The organism is Stenotrophomonas sp. MMGLT7 (assembly GCF_021168555.1).
Taxonomy (GTDB): domain Bacteria; phylum Pseudomonadota; class Gammaproteobacteria; order Xanthomonadales; family Xanthomonadaceae; genus MMGLT7.
Genome location: NZ_JAJOZS010000005.1, coordinates 15,320 through 40,523 on the forward strand (window position 1 = coordinate 15,320; position 25,204 = coordinate 40,523).

The following is a 25,204-nucleotide window of genomic DNA, read 5'->3' on the forward strand; positions in this document are numbered from 1 at the left end:
AGCAGTAGATGGCAGCAAGACGCGGCAAGAGCCAGGCACGACGCAACAGCGGCAACGGCACGCCCGGGTGGGTGTGGCTGGTGGCCGGCGCTGCGATCGCGGCGGCGGTATTCCTGGCGGCCCCGGGCCTGTTCAAGAAGGACGGCGACTTCCTGCGCGCCGGTCCGCGCCCGAACCCGGACGCGCAGCCGGCGCCGGTGGCCGATGCCGAGGTCGACGCCCCGGCCGAGCTGCCGCGCCCGGCGGCGACGGCGAAGGCGCCCGACGCGCCGGCCCAGGCCCCGACCCAGTACGACTTCTACACACTGCTGCCGGGCAAGGAAGTGGCCATGTCCGATGCGGAACTGGCCGCCAGCGCCCGCGCCGAGGAAGCGCGCAAGGCGCGCGCGCTGCTGGAGAACCGCGACCCGCGCAGCGTCGCCATGGCGACCCAGGCGGCCACGGCCGGCACGACCACTCCTGCGGCCGCCAACCCGGTGCCCCTGGCGGAAGCACCGACCGCCGGCACGCCCGCCGGCCCGGCGCCGCGGCCGGTGGTCGCCGAGCCGCCGGCCGGTACCGCGACCGCCTCCGCGAGCCCGTCCAGTGCCCCGGCCGCCGCGGCCCTGCCGGCGGCAACCGACGGCACCCGCTACATCCTCCAGGCCGGCTCGTTCGGCGGTTCGGGCGATGCCGAGACCACCAAGGCCAAGATCGCCATGCTCGGCCTGGCCGCGCGCGTGGAATCGGCCGAGATCGGCGGCAAGACGGTCTACCGGGTGCGCATGGGGCCGTACGGCAGCGCCACCGAGCTGAGCGAGGCCAAGCAGAAGCTGGCCAACAGCGGCCTGCCGGCGATGGCGATCAAGGCGCAGTAGCCCGGCGGGCACGGCTCAGCGGCCGGCCATTCGGAATCGCACCGCTGACCGGCCTCACGGCGGCGTCGGACACCTGGCGGACGCGTCGCACTTGCAGGAGCCGGTCGTGGCGGGCCATGCCGGCCTTGCCTGCGGCCGTGTCCTCCATGCGCTCGTGTCCTCAATGGATCGCAGCCGTCCAAAAGAAGGCCATGCGTGACAGCGACCGCGACGGCATGGCACGCGCCATGGTCGGCAGGCGCGGGCGATGGTGCGAAAATCGGCCATCTTTCTGTTGCAGGAACCACTCCCCATGACCCAGACCGTCCTCATCACCGGTGCCACCTCCGGTTTCGGTGCCGCCGCCGCGCGCCGTTTCGCCGCTGCCGGCTGGAAAGTCGTCGCCACCGGCCGCCGTGCCGAGAGGCTGCAGCCGCTGGTGGACGAATTCGGCGCGGACCGGGTCCACGCCGCCGCGTTCGACATCCGCGATGCGGAGGCGATGGGCAAGGCGCTGGCGGCGCTGCCCGAGGGCTTCGCCGGCATCGACCTGCTGCTCAACAACGCCGGCCTGGCGCTGGGCACCGCGCCGGCGCAGCAGGCCAGCCTGGAGCAGTGGCAGACCATGATCGACACCAACGTCACCGCGCTGGTGACGCTGACCCGGCACCTGTTGCCGACGCTGATCGAGCGCCGCGGCGCGATCATCAACATGAGCTCGGTCGCCTCCACCTATCCCTACACCGGCGGCAACGTCTACGGCGGCACCAAGGCGTTCGTGAAGCAGTTCTCGCTCGGCCTGCGCTCGGACCTGGCCGGCACCGGCGTGCGCGTGACCTCGATCGAGCCGGGCATGGCCGAGACCGAGTTCACCCTGGTGCGCACCGACGGCGACCAGGCGGCCTCGGACAAGCTGTATGCCGGCTCGCACCCGATGACCTCCGAGGACATCGCCGAGACGATCTTCTGGGTGGCGACACTGCCGCCGCACCTGAACATCAACCGCCTCGAACTGATGCCGGTGAGCCAGTCCTTCGCCGGCTTCCAGGTCGCGCGCGAGCCGGCCTGAGAGCCTGTCCATGATCTTCCGTAGGAGCGACTTCAGTCGCGATGGGGCTTTTCCGGTAGAGCCCCATCGCGACTGAAGTCGCTCCTACGGTCGCTCCTACGGATTGCTCTGCGCCGTTCCCGTGGCGACGGCTCAGTCGTGCGGCAGCGGTTCGTCGGACAGGTAGGTGTAGCCGGTGAGCCCCGCCTCCAGCGCCTCGCCCAGGCGCTGCGCCTCGTCGGCCGGCAGCCGCGCGGCGGCAATGCGCGCGGCGTAGGTGGCGCGCAGTTCGTCGAGGCGGTAGCCGACGTAGTCCAGCATCACGTCGGTGGTATCGCCGCGGCGCTGCTGGGCGATGCGGTAGCCGTCGCCGGTGGCGGTGACCTCGACCGCGTCGGTGTCGCCGAACAGGTTGTGGATATCGCCCAGGATCTCCTGGTAGGCACCGACCAGGAAGAAGCCGATGCGATAGCTCTCGCCACCCTTCAGTTCGTGCAGCGGCAGCGAGCTGTCCAGGCTCTCGTTCTCGACGTAGGTCTTGACCATGCCGTCCGAGTCGCAGGTCATGTCGCAGATCACGCCGCGGCGGGTCGGCGCCTCGTCCAGGCGCTCGATCGGCAGGATCGGGAACACCTGGTCGATCGCCCACACGTCCGGGATCGACTCGAACACGCTGAAGTTGACGAAGTACTTGTCCACCAGGCGCTCGTTGAGCTCGTCCAGGATCGGCCGGTGGCTTTTCTCCTCGCTGCTCAGGCGCGCACGCACGCCGTGGGCGATGGCGTAGAACAGGTCGTCGATGCGCGCGCGCTGGGCCAGGTCGATCTGCCCCAGCGCATAGGCGCTCAGGCCCTCGGCATGGAAGTGCTGGGCCTCCTGGAACAGCTCGACCGCCGGGCGCACGTCCAGCTCGGCATGGATCTCGCGCAGGTGGCGGATCGCCGGCGGCTCGTCGTCGTGGGCGTCGGGCACGCGGCCCTCGGGCGCCTGCTCCACTTCGCTGACGTTGGCGATCAGCACCGCGTGGTGCGCGGTCATGGCGCGGCCGCACTCGGTGACGATGCGCGGCTGCGCCAGGCCGTGCTCCTCGCAGGCGCTGGCCAGCGGCTGCAGGATGTTGCTGGCGTAGGCGTCCAGGCCGTAGTTGATCGAGCAGTAGCTGCGCGAGCGGGTGCCTTCGTAGTCGATGCCCAGGCCGCCGCCGACGTCGACGTGGCTGATCCTCGCGCCGAGCTGCGACAGCTCGACGAAGTAGCGGGTGGCCTCGCGCATGCCGTTGGCGATGTCGCGCACGTTGGAGATCTGCGAGCCCATGTGGAAGTGCAGCAGGTTCAGGGTGTCGGCGAACTCGGTGTCGCGGATCTGCTTCCACAGGTCCAGCAGTTGCCGCGGCGAGAGCCCGAACTTGGCCTTGTCGCCGCCGCTGTTCTGCCACTTGCCGGCGCCCAGCGAGGCCAGGCGCATGCGCACGCCCAGGCCGGGGCGCACGCCGAGCCTGCGCGACTCCTCCATCACCAGGCCCAGCTCGGACGGCTTCTCGATGACGATGAAGGTCTGCAGGCCGAGCTTGCGCCCGATCAGCGCCAGGCGGATGTACTCGCGGTCCTTGTAGCCGTTGCACACGATCAGCCCGGCGGGCCGCGACAGCGCCAGCACCGCCATCAGCTCGGGCTTGCTGCCGGCCTCCAGGCCGAAACCCTCGCCGGCGTGCGAAGCCAGCGTGCCGGCGACGCCGTGGTGCTGGTTGACCTTGATCGGATACACCGCGGTGTAGCCGCCGCGGTAGTCCCAGTCGGCCTGGGCCTGGGCGAAGGCGGCCTGCAGCTTGCCCAGGCGCTGGCCGAGGATGTCGGGAAAGCGCAGCAGCAGCGGCAGCTTGGCGCCGGCCGCGCGCGCGGCGTCCACCACCTCGGGCAGGGCGATGACCGGGCCGGCGGCGCCGCGCGGGCGCACCGTCACGCGGCCGGCGGCGTCCACGTCGAAGAACCCGTCGGCCCAGTGGGGGATCGAATAGGTCTTGCGGGCCTGGTCGGCGGACCAATCGCTCATTCGGAAGGGCTCGGCATCGGGAAAAGGCCGGCGATTGTAACGCCGGCGCGGCAGAGGGTCCGTTACAATCCGCGCCGCATTCGAGCCCCTCTCCCACCGGGAGAGGGGTTGGGGTGAGGGTACGGGGCGAAGCCCTCGCGATGCCTGGCTACACGAGGCTTCGCCCGTACCCTCATCCGCCCCTTCGGGGCACCTTCTCCCGGTGGGAGAAGGGAACAGCCCGCCCACTCAGGAATCCCCATGACCGCCAACGACACCTGGTACATCGAACACTTCCAGCCGACCGGTTCGGCGATCGGCTTCCGCACCACCGGCAAGCTGGACGAGGTGCAGTCGCCGTTCCAGAAGATCGAGATCCACGACACCACCGACTGGGGCAGGCTGATGCTGATCGACGGCGCGATCATGCTGACCAGCCGCGACAACTTCTTCTACCACGAGATGATCAGCCACCCGGCGCTGTTCACCCATGCCGATCCCAAGCGCGTGGTGATCATCGGCGGCGGCGACTGCGGCACCCTGCGCGAGGTGCTCAAGCACCCGGGCGTGGCCAGCGCCACCCAGTGCGACATCGACGAGCAGGTCACGCGGATGTCGGAGAAGTACTTCCCCGAGCTGTGCGAATCCAATGGCGATCCGCGCGCCGAGCTGCTGTTCGACGACGGCGTGGCCTACATGGCCAACTGCCCGGCCGGCAGCGTGGACATCGTCATCGTCGACTCGACCGATCCGGTGGGTCCGGCCGAGGGCCTGTTCAACAAGGCCTTCTACGACAGCTGCTTCCGCGCGCTGAAGGACGACGGCATCCTGGTGCAGCAGTCCGAGTCGCCGCTGGCGCTGCTGGAGCTGATCAAGGAAATGCGCGCGGAGATGGGCAAGGCCGGTTTCGCCGCGTTCAAGACCCTGCCGTTCCCGCAGCCGTGCTATCCCACCGGCTGGTGGAGCGTGACCCTGGCGCGCAAGCATGCCGGCGGCGAGCACGGCGGCTTCGGGTTCCGCAAGGCCGATGCGCAGGCCAAGGGCTTCGACACGCTGTACTACAGCGCCCACCTGCACGAGGGCGTGCTGGTCGCGCCGCCGTTCGTGGCCCGCGCGCTGGGAGAGTAGGAGCTTTCCACTCCGGCGGCGCCTGTATACGAAGTTCCCTTCTCCCGCTTGCGGGGGAAGGTGCCCGAAGGGCGGATGGGGGCTGCCTGGAGCATGGGAAAGCCACCGCACAAGCGCCCCCATCCGGCGCTGCGCGCCACCTTCCCCCCGCAAGCGGGAGAAGGGAACTTGCCTGTTGCTGCTTGAGGAAGAGACAGGCAGTGGCAGCGAGGATGCCGCATTGCAGACACCCGCCTTTCCGGCGGGTGTCTGCGTCTGCGCGTGGCAATTGCGATGGCGCGGCGATATCGCCACCGGTGGAACGATCCTTTCGGCCGGAAACCCGCGTCCGGCGCGTGGAAAACCGCAAGGCGCGAGTAGAATTCAATAAGTGAACTGGCCAGTTCACGTGAAAGAATTCTGTCACACGCCCCATCACCCCTTGCAACGAACCGCTTCCGACATGAACAGGTGTCCTTGCCCGGCATCGACCGGGGCCCCCGCTTCTGCGCCCTCCACCGCTGCCGCCGTCGTCCCCACCGAACTGCTCAAGCGCGGCCAGCGCCTGCTGGAGCCGGATGTCTACCGCACCTGCCTGCATGGCCGCGCCGCAGTGGTCAAGGACTACACCCGCTACCGCCACACGCCGCTGTCGCTGGTGGCGCGGCTGCTGGTGCGCCGCGAGGCGCGCATGCTGCAGCGGCTCGGCGGCTGGCGCCATGCGCCGGCGCTGCTGGGCACGCTGGGCGGGCTGGCGCTGGGCATGGAGTTCATCCCCGGCGACACCCTCAGCGACAGCGCCAGCTACGTGGGCCGCGAGGTCTTCGACCAGCTGCAGGCGGCGCTGAACAAGCTGCACTCGGCCGGCATCACCCACAACGACCTGCACGGCACCAACGTCCTGGTCAGCGCCGGGGTGCCGGTGCTGATCGACTTCACCGCCGCCTGGCAGGCCCCGCGCTGGCTGCGCAACAGCCTCATCGCCCGCCAGTTGCGACGCGGCGACCGCGCCAACCTGCTCAAGCTGCGCCAGCGCCTCACCGGCCTCGCCCCCACTCCCGAACAGGCCCGGCTGGCCGCCGAACCGGCGTGGATCCGCCGGCTGCGCCAGGCCTGGAAGCAGTGCTACCGCAGCCTCAAGGGTGGGCGCTGACGCCGCCGGCGGCGGCGCGGCGGCTCACAGCGCATCGGCCCCCAGCTCGCCGGTGCGGATGCGCACCACGCCGCCCAGGTCGTGGACGAAGACCTTGCCATCGCCGATCTTGCCGGTGTTGGCCGAGGCGATGATCGCCTCCACCACGGTCTCGACCCGATCGTCGGCGACGGCGACCTCGATCTTCACCTTCGGCAGGAAATCGACCACGTACTCGGCGCCGCGATAGAGTTCGGTATGGCCCTTCTGCCGGCCGAAGCCCTTCACCTCGGTGACGGTGATGCCGGTCAGGCCAAGCGCGGCGAGCGCCTCGCGTACGTCGTCGAGCTTGAACGGCTTGACGATGGCCACGATCATCTTCATCGGTCGGTTCCCTGTGGAGCGGCCGGCAGGATAGCGTGGCGATCGCCGCGAGTGGATGTGCACTGCGGCATGAGCAGCTCCGCCCGCGGCATATCGAGCCATTCGGACTATCCTTACGCACGGCCTTTCGCAATCCCGATGGCCATGCCGCACCGCCCGGCATAGGCTGGTGGCGAACCCAGCAGAGATTCCAGCATGATCGACCTCAACCACATCGACGACCTCGCCCGCCGCCTCGGCGACCTGCTCCCTCCGGGCCTGCGCGAATCGCGCGAGGAACTGCAGAGCGCCTTCAAGGGCGCGCTGCAGGCCGGGCTGGGCAAGCTTGACCTGGTCACGCGCGAGGAATTCGAGGTGCAGCGCGCGGTGCTGCTGCGCACGCGCGAGAAGCTCGAGGCGCTGGAGAAGGCGGTCGCCGCGCTGGAAGCGCGCCCGGCCGCCGGCGACACGCCCCCGCAGGCCTGATCCCCCTCCAGCCATGAGCCTGGCGCTGGTGCACAGCCGCGCCCGCACGGGCGTGCATGCGCCGCCGGTGCGGGTGGAGGTCCACCTGTCCGGCGGCCTGCCGGCCACGCAGATCGTCGGCCTGCCCGAGGCCGCGGTGCGCGAGTCGCGCGACCGCGTGCGCGCGGCGATCCTGTGCGCGCAGTACGAGTTCCCGGCGCGGCGCATCACCATCAACCTGGCACCGGCCGACCTGCCCAAGGAGGGCGGCCGCTTCGACCTGCCGATCGCGCTGGGCATCCTCGCCGCCAGCGGGCAGATCGACCGGCAGGCACTGGACGGCTGGGAGTTCCTCGGCGAACTGGCGCTGACCGGCGAGCTGCGGGCGATCGATGGCGTGCTGCCGGCGGCGATCGCCGCGGCCCGGGCCGGGCGCCGCCTGGTCGTGCCCGCCGGCAATGCCGCCGAGGCCGCGCTGGCGCAGCAGGTCGATGCGCAGGCCGCGCGCACGCTGCTGGAGGTGTGTGCGGCGCTGAACGGCAGCAAGGCCCTGCCGGCGGCGCAGGCGTTGCCGCAGCTGCCCGGCGTGTTCGCCGACATGGCCGACGTGCGCGGGCAGGCGCGGGCGCGGCGCGCGCTGGAGGTCGCCGCCGCCGGCGCCCATCACCTGCTGTTCGTGGGCAGCCCCGGCTGCGGCAAGACCCTGCTGGCCTCGCGCCTGCCCGGCATCCTGCCCGAGGCCAGCCAGGCCGAGGCACTGGAAACGGCGGCGATCGCCTCGGTCAGCGGCCGCGGGCTGGACCCGGCGCGCTGGCGCCAGCGTCCGTACCGCGCGCCGCACCACACCGCCAGCGCGGTGGCGCTGGTCGGCGGCGGCACCCATCCGCGGCCGGGCGAGATCTCGCTGGCGCACAACGGCGTGCTGTTCCTGGACGAGTTGCCCGAGTGGAGCCGGCATGCGCTGGAGGTGCTGCGCGAGCCCCTGGAATCGGGCACGGTGACGGTATCGCGGGCGGCGCGCAGCACCGATTTCCCGGCGCGCTTCCAGCTGGTGGCGGCGATGAACCCGTGCCCGTGCGGCTGGGCCGGCGACGCCAGCGGGCGCTGCCGCTGTTCGCCGGACATCGTGCGCCGCTACCGCGCGCGGATCTCCGGGCCGCTGCTGGAGCGCATCGACCTGCACGTGGAAGTGCCGCGGCTGTCGCCGCAGGAGCTGCGCCCGCAGGCGCCCGCGGGCGAGGACTCGGCCACCATCCGCCGCCGCGTCGAGCAGGCGCGCGAACGCCAGCTGGCCCGCGCCGGCAAGCCGAACGCGCGGCTGGGACAGGCCGAGACCGAACGCCACTGCCGCCTGCACGAGCGCGACCAGGCCCTGCTGGAGCGCGCGATCGAGCAACTGCGGCTGTCGGCGCGCTCGATGCACCGCATCCTGCGGGTGGCGCGCAGCATCGCCGACCTGGCCGGCGATGCCGACATCGGCACGCCGCACCTGACCGAGGCGATCGGCTACCGGCGGATGGAAGCCGGCGACGGTGGCCAGGGCTGAGCCCCGGCATCGACGCGGCCCCCTGCCGGAACGACGCGCCGTTCAAGTCCGAACCCTGCTGCGGCGCCACGGGAGGGGAATCCTCTACGCGATACCGGCGCAGCGGATGCCGTCCTTGTCGCCGCCGATGGTGTCGGCGGCACCGTGGCCGAAGGCAGCTGCGCTCTCCCGCCGGCGCTCACGGGTCGTCCAGCAGGCGCTTCACGCGGGCGGCATGGTGATTGAGGAAATCCCGCGTCAGCGCGTAGTGCTCGGTCTGCTCGTAGGCCACTTCGGCGATGCCGTTCTCGTCGAACTTCAGGATCCGCGCATTCGGGTAGGCGAGCAGGATCGGCGAATGGGTGGCGATGATGAACTGCGATCCCTGGCGGACCAGGCCATGGATCGCCGACAGCGCCGCCAGCTGCCGGCTGGGCGACAGCGCAGCCTCGGGCTCGTCGAACAGGTACAGTCCGTCGCCCTTGAGCTTGTGCAGCAGCACCGCCATGAACGCCTCGCCATGCGAGCGCGCATGCAGCGAGCGATGGCCGTAGCCGCCCAGGTAGCGCACCTCGTCCATGTACGTGGCCACGTTGAAGAAGGTCTCCGCGCGCAGGAAGTAGTGGTCGCGCGGAGCGCGCCAGCTGCGCACCAGGCGCAGCATCCTGCCCAGGCCGGACACCGACTCGGTGGTGGCCAGGCGCACGTTGCGGGTGCCGCCCTCGGCGCCGTGGCCTAGCGCGACGGCCAGCGCCTCGAGCACGGTCGACTTGCCCGAGCCGTTCTCGCCGACGAAGAAGGTCACGTCCGCATGGAAGTCGATCCCGTCCAGCGCACGCACGGCGGCAATGTCCAGCGGATGGCGGCCCAGGTCCGCATCGGCCGGCAGCTTCAACTCCGCCCGCCTGAGGTAGGGCTTGGCTTCGCCCAGCATGTTCGCCTCCTTCCGCCCGCGCGATGGCCGTCGCCCGCCAGTATCGTCGCTCAGGGTGCGGCAGCTCCCGGATCAACCGCCGCCGGCCAGCTCCACGCAGTCCAGCGCCGGCAGCGTGCCGCCGGCCACCGCCGCGGCGATGGCGGCATCGGCCTGCACGGTGTCGATGCCGTGCGCCGGGTACCAGGCCCGGTCGTAGTAGCTGTGGGCGTAGCGCTCGCCCGAGTCGCACAGGATGGTCACGATCGAACCGCCGCGCCCGGCCGCGCGCATGCGCTGCGCGGCGGCCAGCACGCCGACGAAGTTGGTGCCGGTTGAACCGCCCACGCGGCGGCCCAGGGTGGCGCTGACGTGGCGCATCGCCGCCAGGCTCAGCGCGTCGGGCACCTTGACCATCGCGTCCACGCAGCTGGGGATGAAGCTCGGCTCCACCCGCGGCCGGCCGATGCCCTCCACCCGCGAGCCGCCGGTGCTGGCGATGTCGCGCCAGGGCCGGCCGGCCAGCGCTTCGCGGTAGCCATCGAAGAACACCGACACCTCCGGGTCCGCGCACAGGATGCGGGTGTCGTGGCAGCGGTAGCGCACGTAGCGCCCCAGGGTGGCCGCGGTGCCGCCGGTGCCGGGGCTGCAGACGATCCACTCCGGCACCGGGTGCGGTTCCAGCGCCATCTGCTTGAAGATCGACTCGGCGATGTTGTTGTTGGCGCGCCAGTCGGTGGCGCGCTCGGCGTAGGTGAACTGGTCCATGAAGTGGCCGCCGGTCTCGCGCGCGAGCCGGTGCGAGGCGCCGTCCAGGTCGCAGGCGCGCTCGACCAGCTGGCAGCGCCCGCCCTGGAACTCGATGGCGGCGATCTTCTCCGGCGAGGTCGAGGCCGGGATCACCGCCACGAACGGCAGCCCCAGCAGGCGGGCGAAGTAGGCCTCCGACACCGCGGTCGAGCCGCTGGAGGCCTCGATCACCGGCGCGCCCTCGCGCAGCCAGCCGTTGGCCAGCGCGTACAGGAACAGCGAGCGCGCCAGCCGGTGCTTGAGGCTGCCGGTGGGGTGGCTGGACTCGTCCTTGAGGTAGATGTCGATGCCGGGGAAGCCGGGCAGCGACAGCGGGATCAGGTGGGTATCGGCCGAGCGGTTGAAGTCGGCCTCGATCTTGCGGATGGCCTGGGCCACCCAGTCGCGATGGGTCATGTCGGTGCGGTCGGGTCAGGCGGGAAAAACGCGCCCACGATACACCTGCCGTGACGGCGGACAGGCCGCGTGCGGCCGTGATGGCGTCCCGATCCTGCCGCTACGGCGACGGCACGCCGCCCCCGCTCAGGCATCCACCACCGTGAAGCCGGCATCGGCGATCACCTCCTTGATCGCCTCGACGTCGGTGCCGGCTGCGTCGTAGCCGACGCTGACCTGCCCGGTTTCCAGCACGATGTCGGTGGAGGTGACGCCGTCGGTGCCCTCGAGCACGCGCTTGAGGCGGCCCGAGCAGCCGCTGCAGGTCATGCCGTCGACTTTCAGTTCGATGTTGCTCATCGTTGTTTTCCCAAGGTTGGAAGTGTGAATAGGCCGCTGCGGGAAAGAGATCATCGTGCCACCCGCGCACCCGGCACAGCCAAGCCTGGCTGCGAGGGTCGCTACGGGTGCGGCCTGCGGCCTTGCCCGGACCATGGCTCGCACGCTCGATCGACGGCGGCCCGTGGCAAAGATCATCGCGCGCGCCAGCGGCCCAGCAGCAGCGAGTTGCCGACCACCGAGATCGAACTCATCGCCATCGCCGCGCCGGCGACCACCGGGTTGAGCAGGCCGAAGGCCGCCAGCGGGATGCCGAGCACGTTGTAGAAGAAGGCGAAGAACAGGTTCTGGCGGATCTTGCGCACGGTGGCGCCGGACAGGTCGATGGCGGTGGCCACGCCGCGCAGGTCGCCCTTGACCAGCACCACGTCGGCCGCCTCCACCGCGATGTCCGAGCCGGCGCCGACGGCGAAGCTGACGTCGGCCGCGGCCAGCGCCGGGGCGTCGTTGATGCCGTCGCCGACCATGCCGACATGGCCGCCACCCAGCTGCTGCAGGCGCTGCACTTCGCCGGCCTTGTCCTGCGGCAGCACCTCGGCGGCGAAGCGGGTAATGCCGACCTGGTCGGCGATGGCCCTGGCGGTGTGGCGGTTGTCGCCGGTCATCATCACCACCTCGATGCCCAGCGCCTTGAGCCGGGCCACCGCCTCGCGCGAGGTCTCGCGCAGCGGGTCGGCGATGGCGATGTAGCCGGCCACCGTGCCGTCCAGTGCCACGCCGACCACGGTCTGGCCCCTGGCCTGGGCGGCCTCGGCACGCTGCCGAAGGCCGGCGTCGGACAGGGGGCCGGTCAGCTCGACCATCCACGCCGGCGAGCCGAGCGCAGCCTGGCGGCCTTCGACGCGGCCGCGCACGCCCTTGCCCGGCACGGTGTCGAAATCCTCGACCGCGGGCGCCTGCAGGGCCTCGGCCTTCTTCTGGATCGCGCGCGCCAGCGGGTGCTCGGAACCGGCTTCCAGCGCCGCGGCCCAGCGCAGCAGTTCGCTGCCGTCGACGCCGGCCGGCACGATCACCTCGGTCACTTCCGGGCGCCCCTGGGTCAGGGTGCCGGTCTTGTCCACCACCAGCGTCTTCAGCGCACGGGCGCGCTCGAGCACCTCGGCGTTGCGGATCAGGATGCCGGCCCTGGCGCCCATGCCGGTGCCGACCATGATCGCGGTCGGCGTGGCCAGGCCCAGCGCGCACGGGCAGGCGATCACCAGCACCGCCACCGCATGCACCAGCGCGGTGGCGAAGGTGCCGGTGACCATCCAGGTGACGGCCAGGGTGAGCATGGCGATGGCCACCACCACCGGCACGAAGATGCCGGCGATCCTGTCCACCAGGTGCTGGATCGGCGCCTTGGAGCCCTGCGCCTCGTCGACCATGCGGATGATCTGCGCCAGCAGGGTGTCGGCACCGACGCCGGTGGCGCGCGCACGCAGCATGCCGAACTGGTTGACGGTGGCGGCGAACAGCGTGCTGCCCGGCTCCTTGCCCACCGGCATCGACTCGCCCGACAGCATCGCCTCGTCCACGCTGGACGTGCCGGCGATGACCTCGCCGTCCACCGGCACGCGCTCGCCGGCGGCGACCACGAAGATGTCGCCGACCACCAGGCTGCCGGCATCGACCTCGACGATGCGGCCGTCGCGCTCGACCTTGGCGGTCCGCGGCTTGAGGTCGAGCAGCGCGCGGATGGCCGAGGAGGTGTTGCGCCTGGCGCGCGCCTCCAGCAGCCGCCCGAGCAGGATCAGGGTGATGATCGAGGCGCTGGCCTCGAAGTAGACGTGCTGGCCGTCCAGCCCGGACACGGTGACCACCGCGCTGTACAGCCAGGCCATGCTGGTGCCGAGCGCGACCAGCACGTCCATGTTGGCGGTGCCCGAGCGCAGCGACTTGAACGCGGCCGTGTAGAAGCGCGCGCCGATCCAGAACTGCACCGGCGTGGCCAGCAGCATCTGCAGCCAGCGCGGCAGCAGGTCGGCATGGTGGCCGCCGAGCAGGTGGCCGAGGCTGCCGAAGTCGAACATGGCGAACATCTGCGCGAACAGCGGCGCCGTCAGCACCACCGAGGCGGCGAACGTCAGCACCTGCCGGCGCCAGGCGCCGCGCTCGGCCTGTTCGCGCGCGGCCATCTCGGCCTCGCCCATCTCGCGCACTTCGCTGGCGCCGAAACCGGCCTTGCCGATGCGCCTGACGATCCCGCCCGCATCGACCACGCCGGGGGTGTACTGCACCCGCGCCTTGGCCGAGGCGAAGTTGACGTTGCCGGCGATCACCCCCGGGGTCCTGGCCAGCACGCCCTCGATGGCGGCCGCGCACGCCGCGCAGCTCATGCCGGTGATGTCCAGCGCCAGCGTTTCCGGCGGCACCGAGAAGCCGGCCTTGCCGATGCTCGCCACCAGCGCCTCGGGCTCGACCCGGGTGCTGTCGTATTCCAGGCGCACGCGCTCGCTGGCGAAGTTGACCTGTGCCTTCACCCCGGGAAAGCGGTTGAGCACCTTCTCGATGGTGGTCGCGCAGGCCGCGCAGGTCATGCCGCGGACCGGGAGGCTCAGGATGGTGGAGGTGGTCCGGCTCATCGATCCCGTTCGCCTGCGGGAGCGTGCTTGCCGCAACGCATCGCCGGCGGCGACACGGGCTCGCCCTGGATGTCGGCCAGGATCGGGCAGCACTCCGGCTCGCCGCCGCCCGGGCACTCGTCCACCAGCCGTGCCAGTGCGTCACGCGTCTCGGTCAGCCGCGCGATGCGCCGGTCGAGCTCGTCCAGGCGCTTGCCGGCGCGTTGCTTGATGCCTTCCACGCCATGTTCGCGATCGCCCTGCAGTTCCAGCAGGTCGCCGATCTCCCGCAGCGAGAACCCCAGCCCCTTGGCGCGGCGGATGAAGCGCACCCGCTCCACGGCGCGGGCGTCGTACTCGCGATAGCCCGACGCCCGCCGCTGCGGCAGCGGCAGCAGGCCCTCGCGCTCGTAGTAGCGGATGGTGTCGATGGCGACCTCGCTCTGCCGGGCGAGGGCACCGATGGTGAAGCGGGAGCTGGCGCGGGCGGGGCTCATGGGCAACGATCGTAGATTCTGGACACGGGTCCAGGGTCAATCGAATCCTGTCGTATCGCAATATTCCGTTCAGTAAACATCCGTCATTTGCCCGGTTCATCGTGCGGCAACGGCTTGCGCGACCCGTCATGCACCCGGTGGGGGCGACTCCGGGGTTCGCCGGGGGCCATTCCGGCCCACGCCGGACAGTTGCCAGCCGCGGCCGCTCCAGTATCCTCTGCTCCAAGTCCTCCCCCGACCCGTCGCCCCGTTGACCACCTTCGTCCTGCTGACACGCCTGCTGCTGTGCCTGAGCCTCGTGCTCAACGGCACCGGCTCGGCCGTGCTGCCGATGCAGGCGCTGGCCGGCGATCACGCGCGGGCCGCGACCGAACACGTGCCCGCGGCGGAGTCCGCGCCGCCCTCGGCGCATGCCGGCATGCCGATGCACGGGCACGCCGGGCACGCCGGGCACGCCGGCATGGCGATGGCGTCCTGCCACGACACCGCACCGCCGCCGGCCGGCTGCGGCGATGGCGCGCAGGACCACGGTAGCGGCAAGGACAGCTGCTGCACCTCCGCCGCCAGCTGCCAGTGCCCGCATGCGCAACCGCTGCCGGCATTGACCGCCCTGCCGGTGCTGTCCTCGCCGGCCCTGCGGCTGGCGGTCCCCGCCGTCCGCCAGCACGAACGCGGCTCGCCCGGCCTGCCCCGGCTCGATCGGCCTCCCATCGCCTGATCCCCGATGCCGCCGCGCGACGGCGGCCGTCAGGCCATGCATGCGTGGCCGATCCGCGAGCGGACGCCCGGCGTCCGGCTCCCTGCATCGCATCGAGGATTTCCATGAATCGACCTTCTTCCGCACCGGCGGGGATGCCCCCCCTGCCGTCGCGGCGCCGCTTCGTCACCGGCCTGGCGGTCGGCGCCACCGCCGCCAGCCTCGGCGGCCTGGCCCTGCGCCCGGCCAGCGCCGCCGCCCTGGCCCGCGACGGCACCGCGCCCTACGTGCTGCAGGGCAGCGACTTCGAGCTGTCCATCGGCGCCACCCGCGTCAACTTCACCGGCCGCGAGCGCCCGGCCATCACCGTCAACGGCTCGCTGCCGGCGCCGATCCTGCGCTGGCGCGAGGGCGACACCGTCAACGTGCGCGTGTCCAACCGACTGCCCGGCAATACCCAGACCTCGGTGCACTGGCACGGCATCGTGCTGCCGGCCAACATGGACGGCGTGCCGGGCCTGAGCTTCGACGGCATCTACCCCGGGCAGGCCTACCAGTACCGCTTCCGGCTCAACCAGTCCGGCACCTACTGGTACCACAGCCACTCGCTGCACCAGGAGCAGGCCGGACTGTATGGCGCCATCGTCGTCGACCCCGTCGAGCCGCCGCCCTACCGCTACGACCGCGAGCACGTGGTGCTGCTGTCGGACTGGACCGACCTGGACCCGGCGGCGCTGTTCCGGCGCCTGAAGAAGATGCCGTCCCACGACAACTACTACCAGCGCACCGTCGGCGACTTCCTCGGCGACGTGCGCCGCGACGGCCTGCGCGCCACCCTCGCCGACCGCGGCATGTGGGGCCGCATGCGCATGACCCCCAGCGACCTGTCCGACGTCAACGGCCACACCTACACCTACCTGATGAACGGCGTCACCCCGTGCGGCAACTGGACCGGCCTGTTCCGGCCGGGCGAGAAGCTGCTGCTGCGCTTCATCAATGCGGCCAACATGACCTACTTCGACATCCGCATCCCCGGGCTGAAGATGACGGTGGTCGCCGCCGACGGCCAGTACGTCCACCCGGTGACGGTGGACGAGCTGCGCATCGCCGTGGCCGAGACCTTCGACGTGATCGTCGAACCCAGCGGGCAGGACGCCTTCACCCTGTTCGCCCAGGACATGGGCCGCACCGGCCATGCCCGCGGCACCCTGGCCGCGCATCCCGGACTGGAGGCACCGGTCCCCGCGCTCGACCCGCGGCCGCTGCTGACCATGGCCGACATGGGTCATGACATGGCCGGCATGGACCACGGCAGCGGTGCGGCCGGCACGATGGACCACGCGGCGATGGCACATGCCGCGGCAGGGCATGCCGGCATGGACCATGCCGGCATGACGCACGGCGGCGGCGGCCATCCGGCCAGCGAGCGCGGCAATCCGCTGGTGGACATGCAGTCGATGGCCACCACGCCGAAGCTGGACGACCCCGGCATCGGCCTGCGCGACAACGGCCGCCGGGTGCTGGCCTACGCCGACCTGCACAGCCTGTTCGCCGACCCCGACGGCCGCGAGCCGGGCCGCGAGATCGAGCTGCACCTGACCGGCAACATGGAGAAGTTCGCCTGGTCGTTCGACGGCATCCCGTTCGCCGGCGCCGAACCGCTGCGGCTGAACTACGGCGAGCGCATGCGCATCGTGCTGGTCAACGACACGATGATGCAGCACCCCATCCACCTGCACGGCATGTGGAGCGACCTGGAGGACGCCGACGGCCGCTTCCAGGTGCGCAAGCACACCGTGGACATGCCGCCGGGCACCCGCCGCAGCTACCGCGTGCGCGCCGACGCGCTCGGCCGCTGGGCCTTCCACTGCCACCTGCTCTACCACATGGACGGCGGCATGATGCGCGAAGTGCGCGTGGAGGAGCAGGCATGAAGCGCCACGCCGACACCCTCGCCATCGCGCTGCTGCTGGCCCTGGGAACGGGCACGGCACCGTCCGCCCGCGCGCAGGCCGCGCCGTCGTGCACGGCCGAGCACGCGGCGATGGGCCACTGCACGATGCCCACGGTACCGGCACAGGCCGACTGCCCGCCCGAACATGCCGCAATGGGCCACTGCACGCCGACGCCGGCGACCACCCACGATATGCAGCCTCCGGCCGCCACCTCGCACTGCACGGCCGAACACGCGGCGATGGGCCACTGCACGATGCCCACCGCACCGGCACAGGCCGACTGCCCGCGCGAGCACGCCGCAATGGGCCACTGCACGCCGGGCCCGGCCGCGCCGCCGGCACCGAGCGAGCCGCGCGAGCCGATCCCGGCGCTGACCGATGCCGACCGCGCCGCCGCGTTTCCGGTGCTGAACTCGGCGCACATGTCGCACGGATCGTCGATCAACAGCCTGGTGCTGCTGGACCGACTGGAGACCTGGGATGCCGATCCCGGCAGCGGCCAGGCCTGGGAGGCGAGCGCCTGGATCGGCGGCGACATCGACCGCCTGTGGCTGCGCAGCGAAGGCGAGCGCGAACGCGGCCGCACCGGCGCGGCCGACCTGGAAGTGCTCTACGGCCGCAGCGTCAGCGCGTGGTGGGACGTGGTGGCCGGCGTGCGCCACGACTTCCGCCCCGGCGACTCGCGCGGCTGGGCCGCGTTCGGCGTGCAGGGCCTGGCGCCGTACAAGTTCGAGGTGTCGGCCACCGCCTACCTGGGCGAGTCCGGCCAGGCCGCGGCCCGGGTCGAGGTCGAGTACGAACTGCTGCTGACCAATCGCCTGATCCTGCAGCCGCGGCTGGAAGCCAGCGCCTCGGCCAGGGACGAGCCGCGCTACGGCAACGGCAGCGGCCTGAACAGCGCGGAGGCGGGCCTGCGCCTGCGCTACGAGTTCAGCCGCCGCTTCGCGCCGTACCTTGGCGTGGTCCACGAACGCCGCTACGGGCGCACCGCCGACTACCGCCGCGCCGAAGGCGAGGACCCGCGCGACACCCGCCTGGTGGCCGGCGTGCGCATCTGGTTCTGAGCAACGGCGGCATGGAAGATCGGCGTACACACGGCGCCTCGATCGGGACGCGCACGACCGGACCGCACCGGCCTGCCTCGCGGCCCGGCAACTCGCGCTCAGGGCACGGCCGCCAGGCGCCTTGCAGCCTCGACGACCGAGGCATGGCGCCGGGCATGTTCCTGCCGGCTGTCCGGTCCGGCGAGCATGCGCGCAACCTGGGCTTCCTGAAGCACACCATCGCCCATCTCAGTCGCAGCGCCCTCCATCGCTGCCTCCAGCGGCATGGGATCCCAAGCCGAACGGATGAACCGCACGATCAAGGACGCCACGATCAAGACGTACCGCTACGACGATCTGCAAAGCTTGAAAAACCATGTCCTGGCCTTCGTCACCGCCTAAAACTTCGCCAAGCACCTCAAAGCCTACGGTGGAGAACGCCCTACCAGGCCATTTGCGAGGCCTGGACCCAAAACCCGTCGATCTTCAAGATCGACCCGCGCCACCTCATTCCGGGACCAAACACCTAGCATGTCCGCATGCTGTCCGCGAACGACCCACTGCCATTGCTGCCGCAGCGCGTGCTCATCGCCGGCGTCACCGGATCCGGGAAGACTACCCTTGCCCGCCGCATCGGTGCGCTGTGGGGCCTGCGCCACATCGAGATCGACGGACTCTTCCACGGCCCGAACTGGACGCCGCGGCCGCAGTTCCTCGACGACGTGCGCGCCTTCGCCGCCGAGGACCACTGGATCACCGAGTGGCAGTACGCAGGTAAAGGGACGAGTCGCATCCTGGGGCCGCGGGCGCAGCTGGTGATCTGGCTCGACTACCCCTACCGGGTGGTACGCGGCAGGCTGCTCCGGCGCACGCTCATGCGGCGCCTGCTGCGCACGAAGCTGTGGAACGGCAACGTCGAAAAGCCACTGTGGCGAAGGCTGGGAAAGGATCCCGAGGCGAACATCCTGCACTGGCAGACCCACACGCTGCACAAGTGGAGCGAGCGAATGCCGCAGATCGCGGAGGAGTTCCCGCACCTGGCGATCGTGCGGCTGCGCACGCCCCGGGAGACGGAGCGATGGCTGCGCACGAACTCGCCGGCGTCGCCGCGGACGCGAAGCTGACCCCCGGGTCGTCCCTCGATCGGTCGGCGTCGATCCGCAGGCCGATAACGGCCCGGTGCCACTGCCGTCGGCATGTCCCGGGGCAAGGTTGGCTCGCGGTAGGCGAGTCCGCTGCGGGAAGCGAACCCGACCCCGAGGCAGGCCCACGTCCCGCGCTCAGCGCGGGGCGGCCGCGCGCCGGTACACCCCGCCGAAACTGACGTTCATGCCGCCGCACTGCAGGTTGTCCGAGACCAGCAACAGATCGCCAAGCAGCAGCATGCGCACCTGGCATGCATGCTCGCTGACCTCGAGCCGGTTGCCCTGCACATAGTCGCGCGCGGTGACGCTGCCCAGGTGCGGGCCGCCGGGCGCATCCTCCAGGCTCGGACTGGCGCTCGGCCAATAGGCATCGCCGTTGACCGTGACACTGCCATCGCCGTTGGTGATCAGCTGCAGACTGTTGTCGCCGTCACGCCAATGACCAATCCAGGCCCCCAGCGCCGGCTTCTCTGCGACCGGCAGCGGCCGCAGGCTGGCCTCGGCCACCCACCCGGCGCTGCCGCCGACCTTGTTGGGATAGAACGCGCAGGCATGGCCACCGCGACGCTGCGCCAGCACCACGGTATCGCCCTGCACCACGTACGGCCCCTGCCGGCACGCGGCCTCGCCCTTGCCCGGGCAGCCATCGCTGTCGCCCAGCAGGTACAGCCGCGGCACCGCGACCTTGGCCAGCGAGAAAGTGGCCGGACTGCTGGTGAACAGGCCATTGCGGCAGATGGCCGCCTCGTCGTCGCCCGGCGCGGCATGGGCCGGCGCGACGACCGCCAGCAAGGCGAGCAACGCGATCCTGTGCATCTCGATCATTCCAACTGAGGGAAGCGTATTGTCGGCGAACAGCGATGGGGCGGGGTCGGTCTGTCTGTCGCATCCGGAACCGGGATACGTCGCACCATCGTCTTCATGCAGGCGGGAGCCGGTGGCTTGCGAGCAGACCGCTCAGCTCAGCGTCGCTGGCTCCTGTCCAGATGTGTCGAAGTTCGCCTCGACATAGGCGATCACCTTGCCCAACAGGTCGGACACCCCTGCGCAGGAACCGCTCAAGCCTTCCACTTCGGCTTGATGAGCCGGCGCTTGCATCAGCTGCACGATGGAACGTGCGCGCAGGAGATCGCGATGCATCTCGCTGACGAACACGGGATGGCCTGCCATCGATGCGGCCCGGCTCGACGCTTTGGCGGTCTTTTCCAGTGTCTGCTCGTCAATCCGATCGAAGATATCGGCCACTGTGCTGGCTGCTTCGAAGATGACCTCGCCAATGAAAAGAAGACTCCCCTTGGACAGCTCATCGGCGCCGCCGGATGCAATCACGTCGCCGTGGGCACGGAGCCTGTGAATCAGGTGGTCGAGTTCATCGAACTGATCCGAGGTGATGCCGAAGACCAAGGGCTTGAGGGCGCTATCGGTACTCATGACGGGTTCTTCCCGTCATCTTATGGCTGGTGAAGATCAGGGGGACCGGCCTTCGGCGCTGCCGGCACGTTCGCTGCGGCGAACTCTCTCAGGCTCTGCGCGTTGATCTGTCTGACGATGTCGAGGGCGTCCTGGGCTTCTTCAAAGATGACATCACCCATATTGACCAGGCTGCCCTCGGCCAACTCTTCGCCATAGGCGGATGCGAGCAAGTCGGCCTGGGCGGCAATCCTTCGGATCAAGCGGTGAGCCTCGTCGATTTGATCAAGGGTGACGCCGCAGACCAAGGGCTTGGAAGCGCGTGGTTCCTCTTCATCTTCATCTTCATCTTCGTCTTCGTCTTCGTCTTCGTCTTCGTCTTCGTCGCTGAGCTTGGCCGGATAGCGGCACTCCTGCAGCGCGTTCTCGATGCGCTCGTGTACTCCGCGTAAGTAGCTGGCCAGCCCCGCGCGTTTGAACTCCATCGGCAGGATTTCCCCGTCCAGCGCATGGGTGGTGGCCGTCAGCGTGATCTGCAGCTGCAATTCGTCGCCGACATCGCGTAGTCGCGCGTATGCGTCCTCCGGCAAGAAATAGCCGGTCATGTCGGAAGAATCGGGTGATGCATGGTGCATGGCGGTACCTCGCAAGATGGGGAGGGAGACGGCATACAACGGCGGTGGGAAGCTCAGCCGCACCCGGCCTGACGGCCCTCGCCGGAGATCGGCAGGACAGTCGTCAAGTGCGCTTCGGGATTGGTAGCGGGGACAGTTCTGCAACCCACAGTTGGCACAATGCAACCACAAATTGGCCGTGTCAACAACCTGAAGTTGCTTTCATGCGAATGCGGGTGGGCAACAATGCAACGCACTTGCTCAATGTCCCGGGCGTGAGCGCTTGGCGACGATGTGACGACAGGAATTCGGATGGCCGCACCCTACGAGGAATTCGCGAGCCGCCTGCGGCAGATGCTGGACCGCGCCCATTTCGTGCCAGGACGCGGAAGAACGAGCGCCCTGGCGCACCGCTACGCGGTATCGCGCGAGACAGCCCGCAAATGGCTCACCGGCCTTGCCCTGCCCGAACTGCCGCGCATCATCGAGTTGTCCAAGGATTTCGACGCCAGCTTCGAATGGCTCGCCACCGGCCGCGGGCACGTCAACCTGAGCGTGAAGGAACCCACCGCCACCTACCGGCGCCTCAGCGACCACGAGGGCCGCCTGCTCGACGCCTTCCGCAGCCTGCCCGAAGCCAAGCGGCAGTTGCTGGTGGAGTTTTTGTCCTAGCGCTCCATCTGCGCTTGACAGCATCCGAAGGTGGGTAGCAGCATCGGATTGTCGCGGCAAACTCCGCGGCCGGGTTTAGCAGCCCGCAACCACAAGGCGCACCAGCGCCCATCGTCGATGCCGGCGCTTTTCTTCTGCCCGGTCAACGGCATGGGCACGCATGCCATGTTCCATGGCGGGCGGTGCGCGGAGGCCGAAAGGCCTGCCGGTTCCTTGTGGCCGGCCTGCTAACCGCGCATCGTCCGCCGCCTTCGTTTAGCAGCGAACGCGGCGGATTCCACATCACACAAGGAATCCGATATGCGCCAGTCCAAACAGTCCCAGCACGTCTCTACTCAACCCGCAAGCCGTCGCCCGAGCAAGCGCGAGAAAAAGCCAGCGCACGCAGTATCCGTCCCTGAAGTCGCGACTCCGCTGCCCTGCCCCGCTGCTCTGACGCCCCTGCGACGCTCGCGCACGCCCAAGCGTTGCACGATGGGCTATCAGTACTACGACGAGCGGCGTGGCGAGCAGGTGCTGGGATGCGCCGTGCCCAAGCTGCGCCTGTCGGGCCGCTGGCTGGAGCAATGCGGCTTCGCCGTCGGGGACGCGTTGCAAGTGACGGTCGGGCGTGGGCTGTTGCTGATCAGTCGCAGCAAGTAGCTGGCTCGACAGGTCGATAGACCAGACATGCGAGCACATGGCGCCGGCGCGTAACGCCCGGCGCCTTTCCTACGACGCAATTTATCAACGCGTTTGGGAAACCGTTTCCTCCCCATGATTCCCAGCCTTCACCCTGCCACTCACTGCTGACAACGGCGCCATCGGGAGCTATGGTGCGGCTTGGAACGGGGGTTCTTGCATGGGACGCAGTAGAAGGAAAAGCGGCTTAGATACGTTGGCTGCGCTGCCGTGGCCAATCGGAGTCGCCACCGGTATCGCCGGCTTTGTCGCGGTGCGCTATGGCATCGTCTGGTGGCTGTCCCACCAAGGCGGATTGCTGGCGCAGGGCTTCGCCCAGCAATCAGGTTCAATGTTTGCGCCATTGGCGTGGCTGGTGCTGGTCATCTGCTGGATGGCCGCGTTCTTCTCATACCTGGGCAAGCGCCACCGCCGCCAACTGCTGGAAACCCGCACCACCCTGGAAAGCCTGTCGGCCGGCGGCTGGCGCCAATTCGAGCTGCTGGTCGGCGAAGCCTTCCGCTGCCAGGGCTACATCGTAGAAGAGACCGGCCTGGGCGGTGCCGATGGCGGCATCGACCTGATCCTGCGCAAGGATGGCCGCCGCACGCTGGTGCAGTGCAAGCAGTGGAAACGCCAGCAAGTCGGCGTCAGCGTCGTGCGCGAGATGGCTGGGCTGCTCGCGCACCATCAAGCCGATGCGGTGAAGATCGTCTGTATCGGCCGCTATACCCACGATGCAGAACGCTTTGCCCAAGGCAAGCCGATCGAACTGATCGGCGGCGAACAGTTGCTGACGATGATACGGGTGGTGCAGCGTGGCCCTGTCCCTGCGTCCTTGCCGGCCCAGCAACCCGATGCTGCGATCACGCAATCGCCCTATCCCGCAGCCATAGTTCTAGCGTGCCCGCGCTGCGGAAACACGATGGTGGAGCGAAGGAATCGGCGTACTGGCGAAACCTTTCTCGGGTGCAGTCAGTTTCCTAGATGCAGAGGTTCTGTATAAATGAACCTAATCCCGTTATCGCGCGAACTTCACCGTAAACCGTTGCCAAATAATCACCCGGCACCTCCCGAGGAATTATCCCTGTTCAAAGGCGCTCATCAACCTCAGCCCGCTTAATCCGATCTCTTTATCCGACCAGTTGTTGGCCAAGGTCATTTTTCAGAGTAATCATTGTGCGACTGGAAAAAATTAAAATCCGGGACTTCAAGCGCTTTGCCGATCTTGAAATTTCCAATATTCCACGGACAGCCAAACTCGTTCTACTCACAGGACCAAATGGGAGCGGAAAAACCTCCCTCTTTGAAGCCTTCAACTATTGGATGAAACTATCTGCCAGAGGAGACTGGAGTTATGACCAAGATTATTATTGGCGGCCAGAAAATAAAGGAACCCAAAGTTCATCCCCCCCTACAACACGAAACCTTGCGAACGACACTTGGAACAACATAGCTCCAAATTTCTTTGGTGTGACCCAAGATATCCGACACAATAAAGAATTATGCAAAAAAACTTTCTATGTGCGTTCCGCCTATCGTCACTCTCCGGATTTTACTACTCAAGGCTTGCACCGGCTCGACGACATTCTGAAAGACACCGGTGGAGCATCTATGCTGATGCTCTCAGAATCCCGTGTCCAAGATAACTACCAGCGCTTGGTGGGAGCCAGCCTAGAAAAACTCTACGATCAAAGTCAGAAAGATAGAACGGCAGGTCAGATCACCGATGAGCTAATTGGTGAAGTCCGACAAGCCATGCGGCGGGTCTTTGATAATCTTGTGCTTGAAGGCCCAGGCAATCCATTGGAGGGCGGAACCTTCCGTTTCACCAAGGGCATGACCTCCAATTTCCATTACAAAAACCTATCTGGCGGTGAAAAAGCTGCATTCGATCTTTTGCTAGATTTCATCATCAAGCGCAAGAAATTCGATGACACCATCTTCTGCATCGACGAACCTGAACTTCATATGCATACGCGCCTTCAGGCAAGGCTACTTGAGGTCATGTTCGATCTGATTCCTGATAACTGCCAGCTTTGGCTCTCCACCCACTCCATTGGCATGGCGCGGAAAGCAGCAGAACTTAATGCGACTAATCAAGGACAAGTTGCCTTCATCGACTTCCACGATCAAAATTTTGACTTGGCGGTAAAGCTAGAACCAATTCAGCCAGATCGCCTATTTTGGCAGAAGATGTTTCATACCGCACTAGATGATTTGGCCGAGTTGGTGGTGCCTGAATATGTCATTTTTTGCGAAGGCAGAAAGATTGGCCAATCGGGGAGAAAGCCAAGCTTTGATGTAACTGTATATCAGAAGATATTTGGCCCATGGCACCCAGAAATTGATTTCATCCCCTTGGGAGGCGGCAATGAAGTGCAGCACGATGGGAAGGCATTTGATTATCTACTGACCAAGCTGGCGCCAGGGATGAAGACCTGGAAAGTCTTCGATAAGGATGATCGTAATGAAACAGAGATTGAAGCGCTCAAGCAAGAAAATATCTATGTTTTATCTCGACGTGATATAGAGAGTTTTCTTTGGGATGACGAGGTGCTAGCAGAGCTTTGTAAGACCCTCGGCAAATCTGACGTCGCTGAAAAAATAAGACAAAAGAAGCAGCAACAATTGGAAACACTGCCAAGCCGTGGCATGCCTAGTGATGATGTAAAAGCGATCACCGACAGTTTATATTTTGAAATCAAGAAGTTGCTTGGATTAAATGGCTATGGTAACTCGGCGGAAGCATTTTCGATCGAACACCTTGCTCCGTTGATTCAACCAGAAATGGCTATCTATAAGGAATTGGCTGCAACCGTGCTAGCTCCACTGAAAAAGCATGGTTAAAGGAAAATAGGGGTCATAAAATAGGGGGGCAGAGTACAATTTCACGCGATAGGCACCTGACACCCTGCGCCCCCAGCGTTGACTTCCCGTACATCCGAGCTTCCTCATCCTCGCCCT

25 protein-coding genes and 1 pseudogene are annotated in these 25,204 nt (G+C 68.1%); 15 read left to right on the plus strand and 11 right to left on the minus strand.

Annotated features, from left to right (window positions below):
• Positions 1–8: 8 nt before the first annotated feature.
• Entirely contained in the window at positions 9–857 is an 849-nt protein-coding gene (locus tag LRX76_RS08265; protein WP_231803983.1) for an SPOR domain-containing protein, read from the plus strand.
• A gap of 292 nt (positions 858–1,149) precedes the next feature.
• Positions 1,150–1,905, plus strand: coding sequence for an SDR family NAD(P)-dependent oxidoreductase (locus LRX76_RS08270; protein WP_231803985.1), 756 nt, complete (start codon positions 1,150–1,152; stop codon positions 1,903–1,905).
• A gap of 132 nt (positions 1,906–2,037) precedes the next feature.
• On the opposite strand, the gene speA is transcribed toward LRX76_RS08270, so the two are convergent.
• Entirely contained in the window at positions 2,038–3,933 is a 1,896-nt protein-coding gene (gene speA / locus LRX76_RS08275; RefSeq protein WP_231803987.1) for an arginine decarboxylase, read from the minus strand.
• Positions 3,934–4,173: 240 nt separating this feature from the next.
• On the opposite strand from speA, the gene speE reads away from it, so the two are divergent.
• Together speE and LRX76_RS08285 are read left to right on the plus strand one after the other, a co-directional pair.
• Positions 4,174–5,040 (plus strand): polyamine aminopropyltransferase, encoded by an 867-nt coding sequence (gene speE, locus LRX76_RS08280; protein WP_231803989.1) that lies wholly within the window; start codon positions 4,174–4,176, stop codon positions 5,038–5,040.
• Positions 5,041–5,482: 442 nt separating this feature from the next.
• Positions 5,483–6,172, plus strand: coding sequence for an RIO1 family regulatory kinase/ATPase (locus LRX76_RS08285; protein ID WP_231803991.1), 690 nt, complete (start codon positions 5,483–5,485; stop codon positions 6,170–6,172).
• 24 nt (positions 6,173–6,196) lie between these two features.
• Here the strand turns inward: LRX76_RS08285 and LRX76_RS08290 are convergent, their stop codons facing one another.
• Positions 6,197–6,535 carry a P-II family nitrogen regulator gene (locus LRX76_RS08290; protein ID WP_231803993.1) on the minus strand — a complete coding sequence of 113 codons (339 nt, stop codon included), beginning with the start codon at positions 6,533–6,535 and terminating at the stop codon, positions 6,197–6,199.
• A gap of 195 nt (positions 6,536–6,730) precedes the next feature.
• Between LRX76_RS08290 and LRX76_RS08295 the strand changes: the two genes are divergently transcribed.
• Both LRX76_RS08295 and LRX76_RS08300 read left to right on the plus strand, forming a co-directional pair.
• The gene (locus LRX76_RS08295; protein ID WP_231803995.1) at positions 6,731–7,000 is read left to right on the plus strand and encodes an accessory factor UbiK family protein; all 270 of its coding nucleotides are present in this window, start codon (positions 6,731–6,733) and stop codon (positions 6,998–7,000) included.
• A 13-nt stretch (positions 7,001–7,013) separates the two neighbouring features.
• A complete protein-coding gene (locus LRX76_RS08300; RefSeq protein WP_231803997.1) occupies positions 7,014–8,525 on the plus strand; it encodes a YifB family Mg chelatase-like AAA ATPase in 1,512 nt (503 codons plus the stop codon).
• Positions 8,526–8,703: 178 nt separating this feature from the next.
• On the opposite strand, the gene LRX76_RS08305 is transcribed toward LRX76_RS08300, so the two are convergent.
• The 5 genes from LRX76_RS08305 to LRX76_RS08325 form a co-directional block, all read right to left on the minus strand.
• Positions 8,704–9,438: an AAA family ATPase gene (locus LRX76_RS08305; RefSeq protein ID WP_231803999.1), complete on the minus strand. Its 735-nt coding sequence runs from the start codon at positions 9,436–9,438 to the stop codon at positions 8,704–8,706.
• Positions 9,439–9,510: 72 nt separating this feature from the next.
• A complete protein-coding gene (locus LRX76_RS08310) occupies positions 9,511–10,623 on the minus strand; it encodes a PLP-dependent cysteine synthase family protein (RefSeq protein ID WP_231804001.1) in 1,113 nt (370 codons plus the stop codon).
• Between the two features lie 126 nt (positions 10,624–10,749).
• The gene (locus LRX76_RS08315) at positions 10,750–10,962 is read right to left on the minus strand and encodes a heavy-metal-associated domain-containing protein (RefSeq protein ID WP_231804003.1); all 213 of its coding nucleotides are present in this window, start codon (positions 10,960–10,962) and stop codon (positions 10,750–10,752) included.
• 173 nt (positions 10,963–11,135) lie between these two features.
• A complete protein-coding gene (locus LRX76_RS08320) occupies positions 11,136–13,565 on the minus strand; it encodes a heavy metal translocating P-type ATPase (protein WP_231804005.1) in 2,430 nt (809 codons plus the stop codon).
• Positions 13,562–14,041, minus strand: a complete 480-nt coding sequence (locus LRX76_RS08325; protein WP_231804007.1) for a heavy metal-responsive transcriptional regulator — start codon at positions 14,039–14,041, stop codon at positions 13,562–13,564. Before LRX76_RS08325 ends, LRX76_RS08320 begins: the two co-directional genes overlap by 4 nt.
• A 250-nt stretch (positions 14,042–14,291) precedes the next feature.
• Here LRX76_RS08325 and LRX76_RS08330 point away from each other — a divergent pair, with 250 nt between their 5' ends.
• The 3 genes from LRX76_RS08330 (at position 14,292) to LRX76_RS08340 (ending at position 17,757) form a co-directional block, all read left to right on the plus strand.
• Complete coding sequence (locus LRX76_RS08330; protein WP_231804009.1) at positions 14,292–14,759, plus strand: CopL family metal-binding regulatory protein; 468 nt, start codon at positions 14,292–14,294, stop codon at positions 14,757–14,759.
• A 104-nt stretch (positions 14,760–14,863) separates the two neighbouring features.
• Complete coding sequence (locus LRX76_RS08335; RefSeq protein ID WP_231804011.1) at positions 14,864–16,672, plus strand: copper resistance system multicopper oxidase; 1,809 nt, start codon at positions 14,864–14,866, stop codon at positions 16,670–16,672.
• On the plus strand, positions 16,669–17,757 hold the full coding sequence (locus LRX76_RS08340; RefSeq protein ID WP_231804013.1) for a copper resistance protein B: 1,089 nt from the start codon (positions 16,669–16,671) through the stop codon (positions 17,755–17,757). Before LRX76_RS08335 ends, LRX76_RS08340 begins: the two co-directional genes overlap by 4 nt.
• Positions 17,758–17,855: 98 nt before the next feature.
• On the opposite strand, the gene LRX76_RS08345 is transcribed toward LRX76_RS08340, so the two are convergent.
• Complete coding sequence (locus LRX76_RS08345; protein ID WP_231804418.1) at positions 17,856–18,074, minus strand: hypothetical protein; 219 nt, start codon at positions 18,072–18,074, stop codon at positions 17,856–17,858.
• Between LRX76_RS08345 and LRX76_RS08350 the strand changes: the two are divergent.
• Positions 18,031–18,266, plus strand: a pseudogene (locus LRX76_RS08350) (IS481 family transposase); the annotation flags it as partial. The gene LRX76_RS08345 and the pseudogene LRX76_RS08350 sit on opposite strands and share 44 nt — an antisense overlap.
• 9 nt (positions 18,267–18,275) lie before the next feature.
• The gene (locus LRX76_RS08355) at positions 18,276–18,860 is read left to right on the plus strand and encodes a hypothetical protein (protein ID WP_231804015.1); all 585 of its coding nucleotides are present in this window, start codon (positions 18,276–18,278) and stop codon (positions 18,858–18,860) included.
• A 156-nt stretch (positions 18,861–19,016) separates the two neighbouring features.
• Here LRX76_RS08355 and LRX76_RS08360 read toward each other — a convergent pair whose 3' ends face one another.
• The 3 genes from LRX76_RS08360 to LRX76_RS08370 all read right to left on the minus strand — a co-directional run bounded on the left by LRX76_RS08360 (position 19,017) and on the right by LRX76_RS08370 (position 20,896).
• Positions 19,017–19,697: a hypothetical protein gene (locus LRX76_RS08360; RefSeq protein ID WP_231804399.1), complete on the minus strand. Its 681-nt coding sequence runs from the start codon at positions 19,695–19,697 to the stop codon at positions 19,017–19,019.
• 141 nt (positions 19,698–19,838) lie between these two features.
• The gene (locus LRX76_RS08365; protein WP_231804017.1) at positions 19,839–20,312 is read right to left on the minus strand and encodes a hypothetical protein; all 474 of its coding nucleotides are present in this window, start codon (positions 20,310–20,312) and stop codon (positions 19,839–19,841) included.
• A gap of 20 nt (positions 20,313–20,332) precedes the next feature.
• Positions 20,333–20,896 (minus strand): hypothetical protein, encoded by a 564-nt coding sequence (locus LRX76_RS08370; RefSeq protein WP_231804019.1) that lies wholly within the window; start codon positions 20,894–20,896, stop codon positions 20,333–20,335.
• A gap of 321 nt (positions 20,897–21,217) precedes the next feature.
• On the opposite strand from LRX76_RS08370, the gene LRX76_RS08375 reads away from it, so the two are divergent.
• The 4 genes from LRX76_RS08375 (at position 21,218) to LRX76_RS08390 (ending at position 25,087) form a co-directional block, all read left to right on the plus strand.
• A complete protein-coding gene (locus tag LRX76_RS08375; RefSeq protein ID WP_231804021.1) occupies positions 21,218–21,577 on the plus strand; it encodes a DNA-binding protein in 360 nt (119 codons plus the stop codon).
• Positions 21,578–22,051: 474 nt separating this feature from the next.
• A complete protein-coding gene (locus tag LRX76_RS08380; RefSeq protein ID WP_231804023.1) occupies positions 22,052–22,219 on the plus strand; it encodes a SymE family type I addiction module toxin in 168 nt (55 codons plus the stop codon).
• Between the two features lie 199 nt (positions 22,220–22,418).
• On the plus strand, positions 22,419–23,243 hold the full coding sequence (locus LRX76_RS08385) for a restriction endonuclease (RefSeq protein WP_231804025.1): 825 nt from the start codon (positions 22,419–22,421) through the stop codon (positions 23,241–23,243).
• 173 nt (positions 23,244–23,416) lie between these two features.
• A complete protein-coding gene (locus LRX76_RS08390; RefSeq protein ID WP_231804027.1) occupies positions 23,417–25,087 on the plus strand; it encodes an AAA family ATPase in 1,671 nt (556 codons plus the stop codon).
• The last annotated feature ends 117 nt before the right edge of the window (positions 25,088–25,204 follow it).

Bases quoted from the DNA above. Each gene is read 5' to 3' on its own strand.
- speA (WP_231803987.1), bottom strand. From the start codon at position 3,933: ATGAGCGATTGGTCCGCCGACCAGGCCCGCAAGACCTATTCGATCCCC.
- speE (WP_231803989.1), top strand. From the start codon at position 4,174: ATGACCGCCAACGACACCTGGTACATCGAACACTTCCAGCCGACCGGT.
- LRX76_RS08360 (WP_231804399.1), bottom strand. From the start codon at position 19,697: ATGCACAGGATCGCGTTGCTCGCCTTGCTGGCGGTCGTCGCGCCGGCC.
- LRX76_RS08375 (WP_231804021.1), top strand. From the start codon at position 21,218: ATGGCCGCACCCTACGAGGAATTCGCGAGCCGCCTGCGGCAGATGCTG.
- LRX76_RS08305 (WP_231803999.1), bottom strand. From the start codon at position 9,438: ATGCTGGGCGAAGCCAAGCCCTACCTCAGGCGGGCGGAGTTGAAGCTG.
- LRX76_RS08295 (WP_231803995.1), top strand. From the start codon at position 6,731: ATGATCGACCTCAACCACATCGACGACCTCGCCCGCCGCCTCGGCGAC.
- LRX76_RS08385 (WP_231804025.1), top strand. From the start codon at position 22,419: ATGGGACGCAGTAGAAGGAAAAGCGGCTTAGATACGTTGGCTGCGCTG.
- LRX76_RS08310 (WP_231804001.1), bottom strand. From the start codon at position 10,623: ATGACCCATCGCGACTGGGTGGCCCAGGCCATCCGCAAGATCGAGGCC.
- LRX76_RS08365 (WP_231804017.1), bottom strand. From the start codon at position 20,312: ATGAGTACCGATAGCGCCCTCAAGCCCTTGGTCTTCGGCATCACCTCG.
- LRX76_RS08315 (WP_231804003.1), bottom strand. From the start codon at position 10,962: ATGAGCAACATCGAACTGAAAGTCGACGGCATGACCTGCAGCGGCTGC.
- LRX76_RS08340 (WP_231804013.1), top strand. From the start codon at position 16,669: ATGAAGCGCCACGCCGACACCCTCGCCATCGCGCTGCTGCTGGCCCTG.
- LRX76_RS08335 (WP_231804011.1), top strand. From the start codon at position 14,864: ATGAATCGACCTTCTTCCGCACCGGCGGGGATGCCCCCCCTGCCGTCG.
- LRX76_RS08380 (WP_231804023.1), top strand. From the start codon at position 22,052: ATGGGCTATCAGTACTACGACGAGCGGCGTGGCGAGCAGGTGCTGGGA.
- LRX76_RS08270 (WP_231803985.1), top strand. From the start codon at position 1,150: ATGACCCAGACCGTCCTCATCACCGGTGCCACCTCCGGTTTCGGTGCC.
- LRX76_RS08325 (WP_231804007.1), bottom strand. From the start codon at position 14,041: ATGAGCCCCGCCCGCGCCAGCTCCCGCTTCACCATCGGTGCCCTCGCC.
- LRX76_RS08320 (WP_231804005.1), bottom strand. From the start codon at position 13,565: ATGAGCCGGACCACCTCCACCATCCTGAGCCTCCCGGTCCGCGGCATG.
- LRX76_RS08370 (WP_231804019.1), bottom strand. From the start codon at position 20,896: ATGACCGGCTATTTCTTGCCGGAGGACGCATACGCGCGACTACGCGAT.
- LRX76_RS08265 (WP_231803983.1), top strand. From the start codon at position 9: ATGGCAGCAAGACGCGGCAAGAGCCAGGCACGACGCAACAGCGGCAAC.
- LRX76_RS08355 (WP_231804015.1), top strand. From the start codon at position 18,276: ATGCTGTCCGCGAACGACCCACTGCCATTGCTGCCGCAGCGCGTGCTC.
- LRX76_RS08300 (WP_231803997.1), top strand. From the start codon at position 7,014: ATGAGCCTGGCGCTGGTGCACAGCCGCGCCCGCACGGGCGTGCATGCG.
- LRX76_RS08290 (WP_231803993.1), bottom strand. From the start codon at position 6,535: ATGAAGATGATCGTGGCCATCGTCAAGCCGTTCAAGCTCGACGACGTA.
- LRX76_RS08285 (WP_231803991.1), top strand. From the start codon at position 5,483: ATGAACAGGTGTCCTTGCCCGGCATCGACCGGGGCCCCCGCTTCTGCG.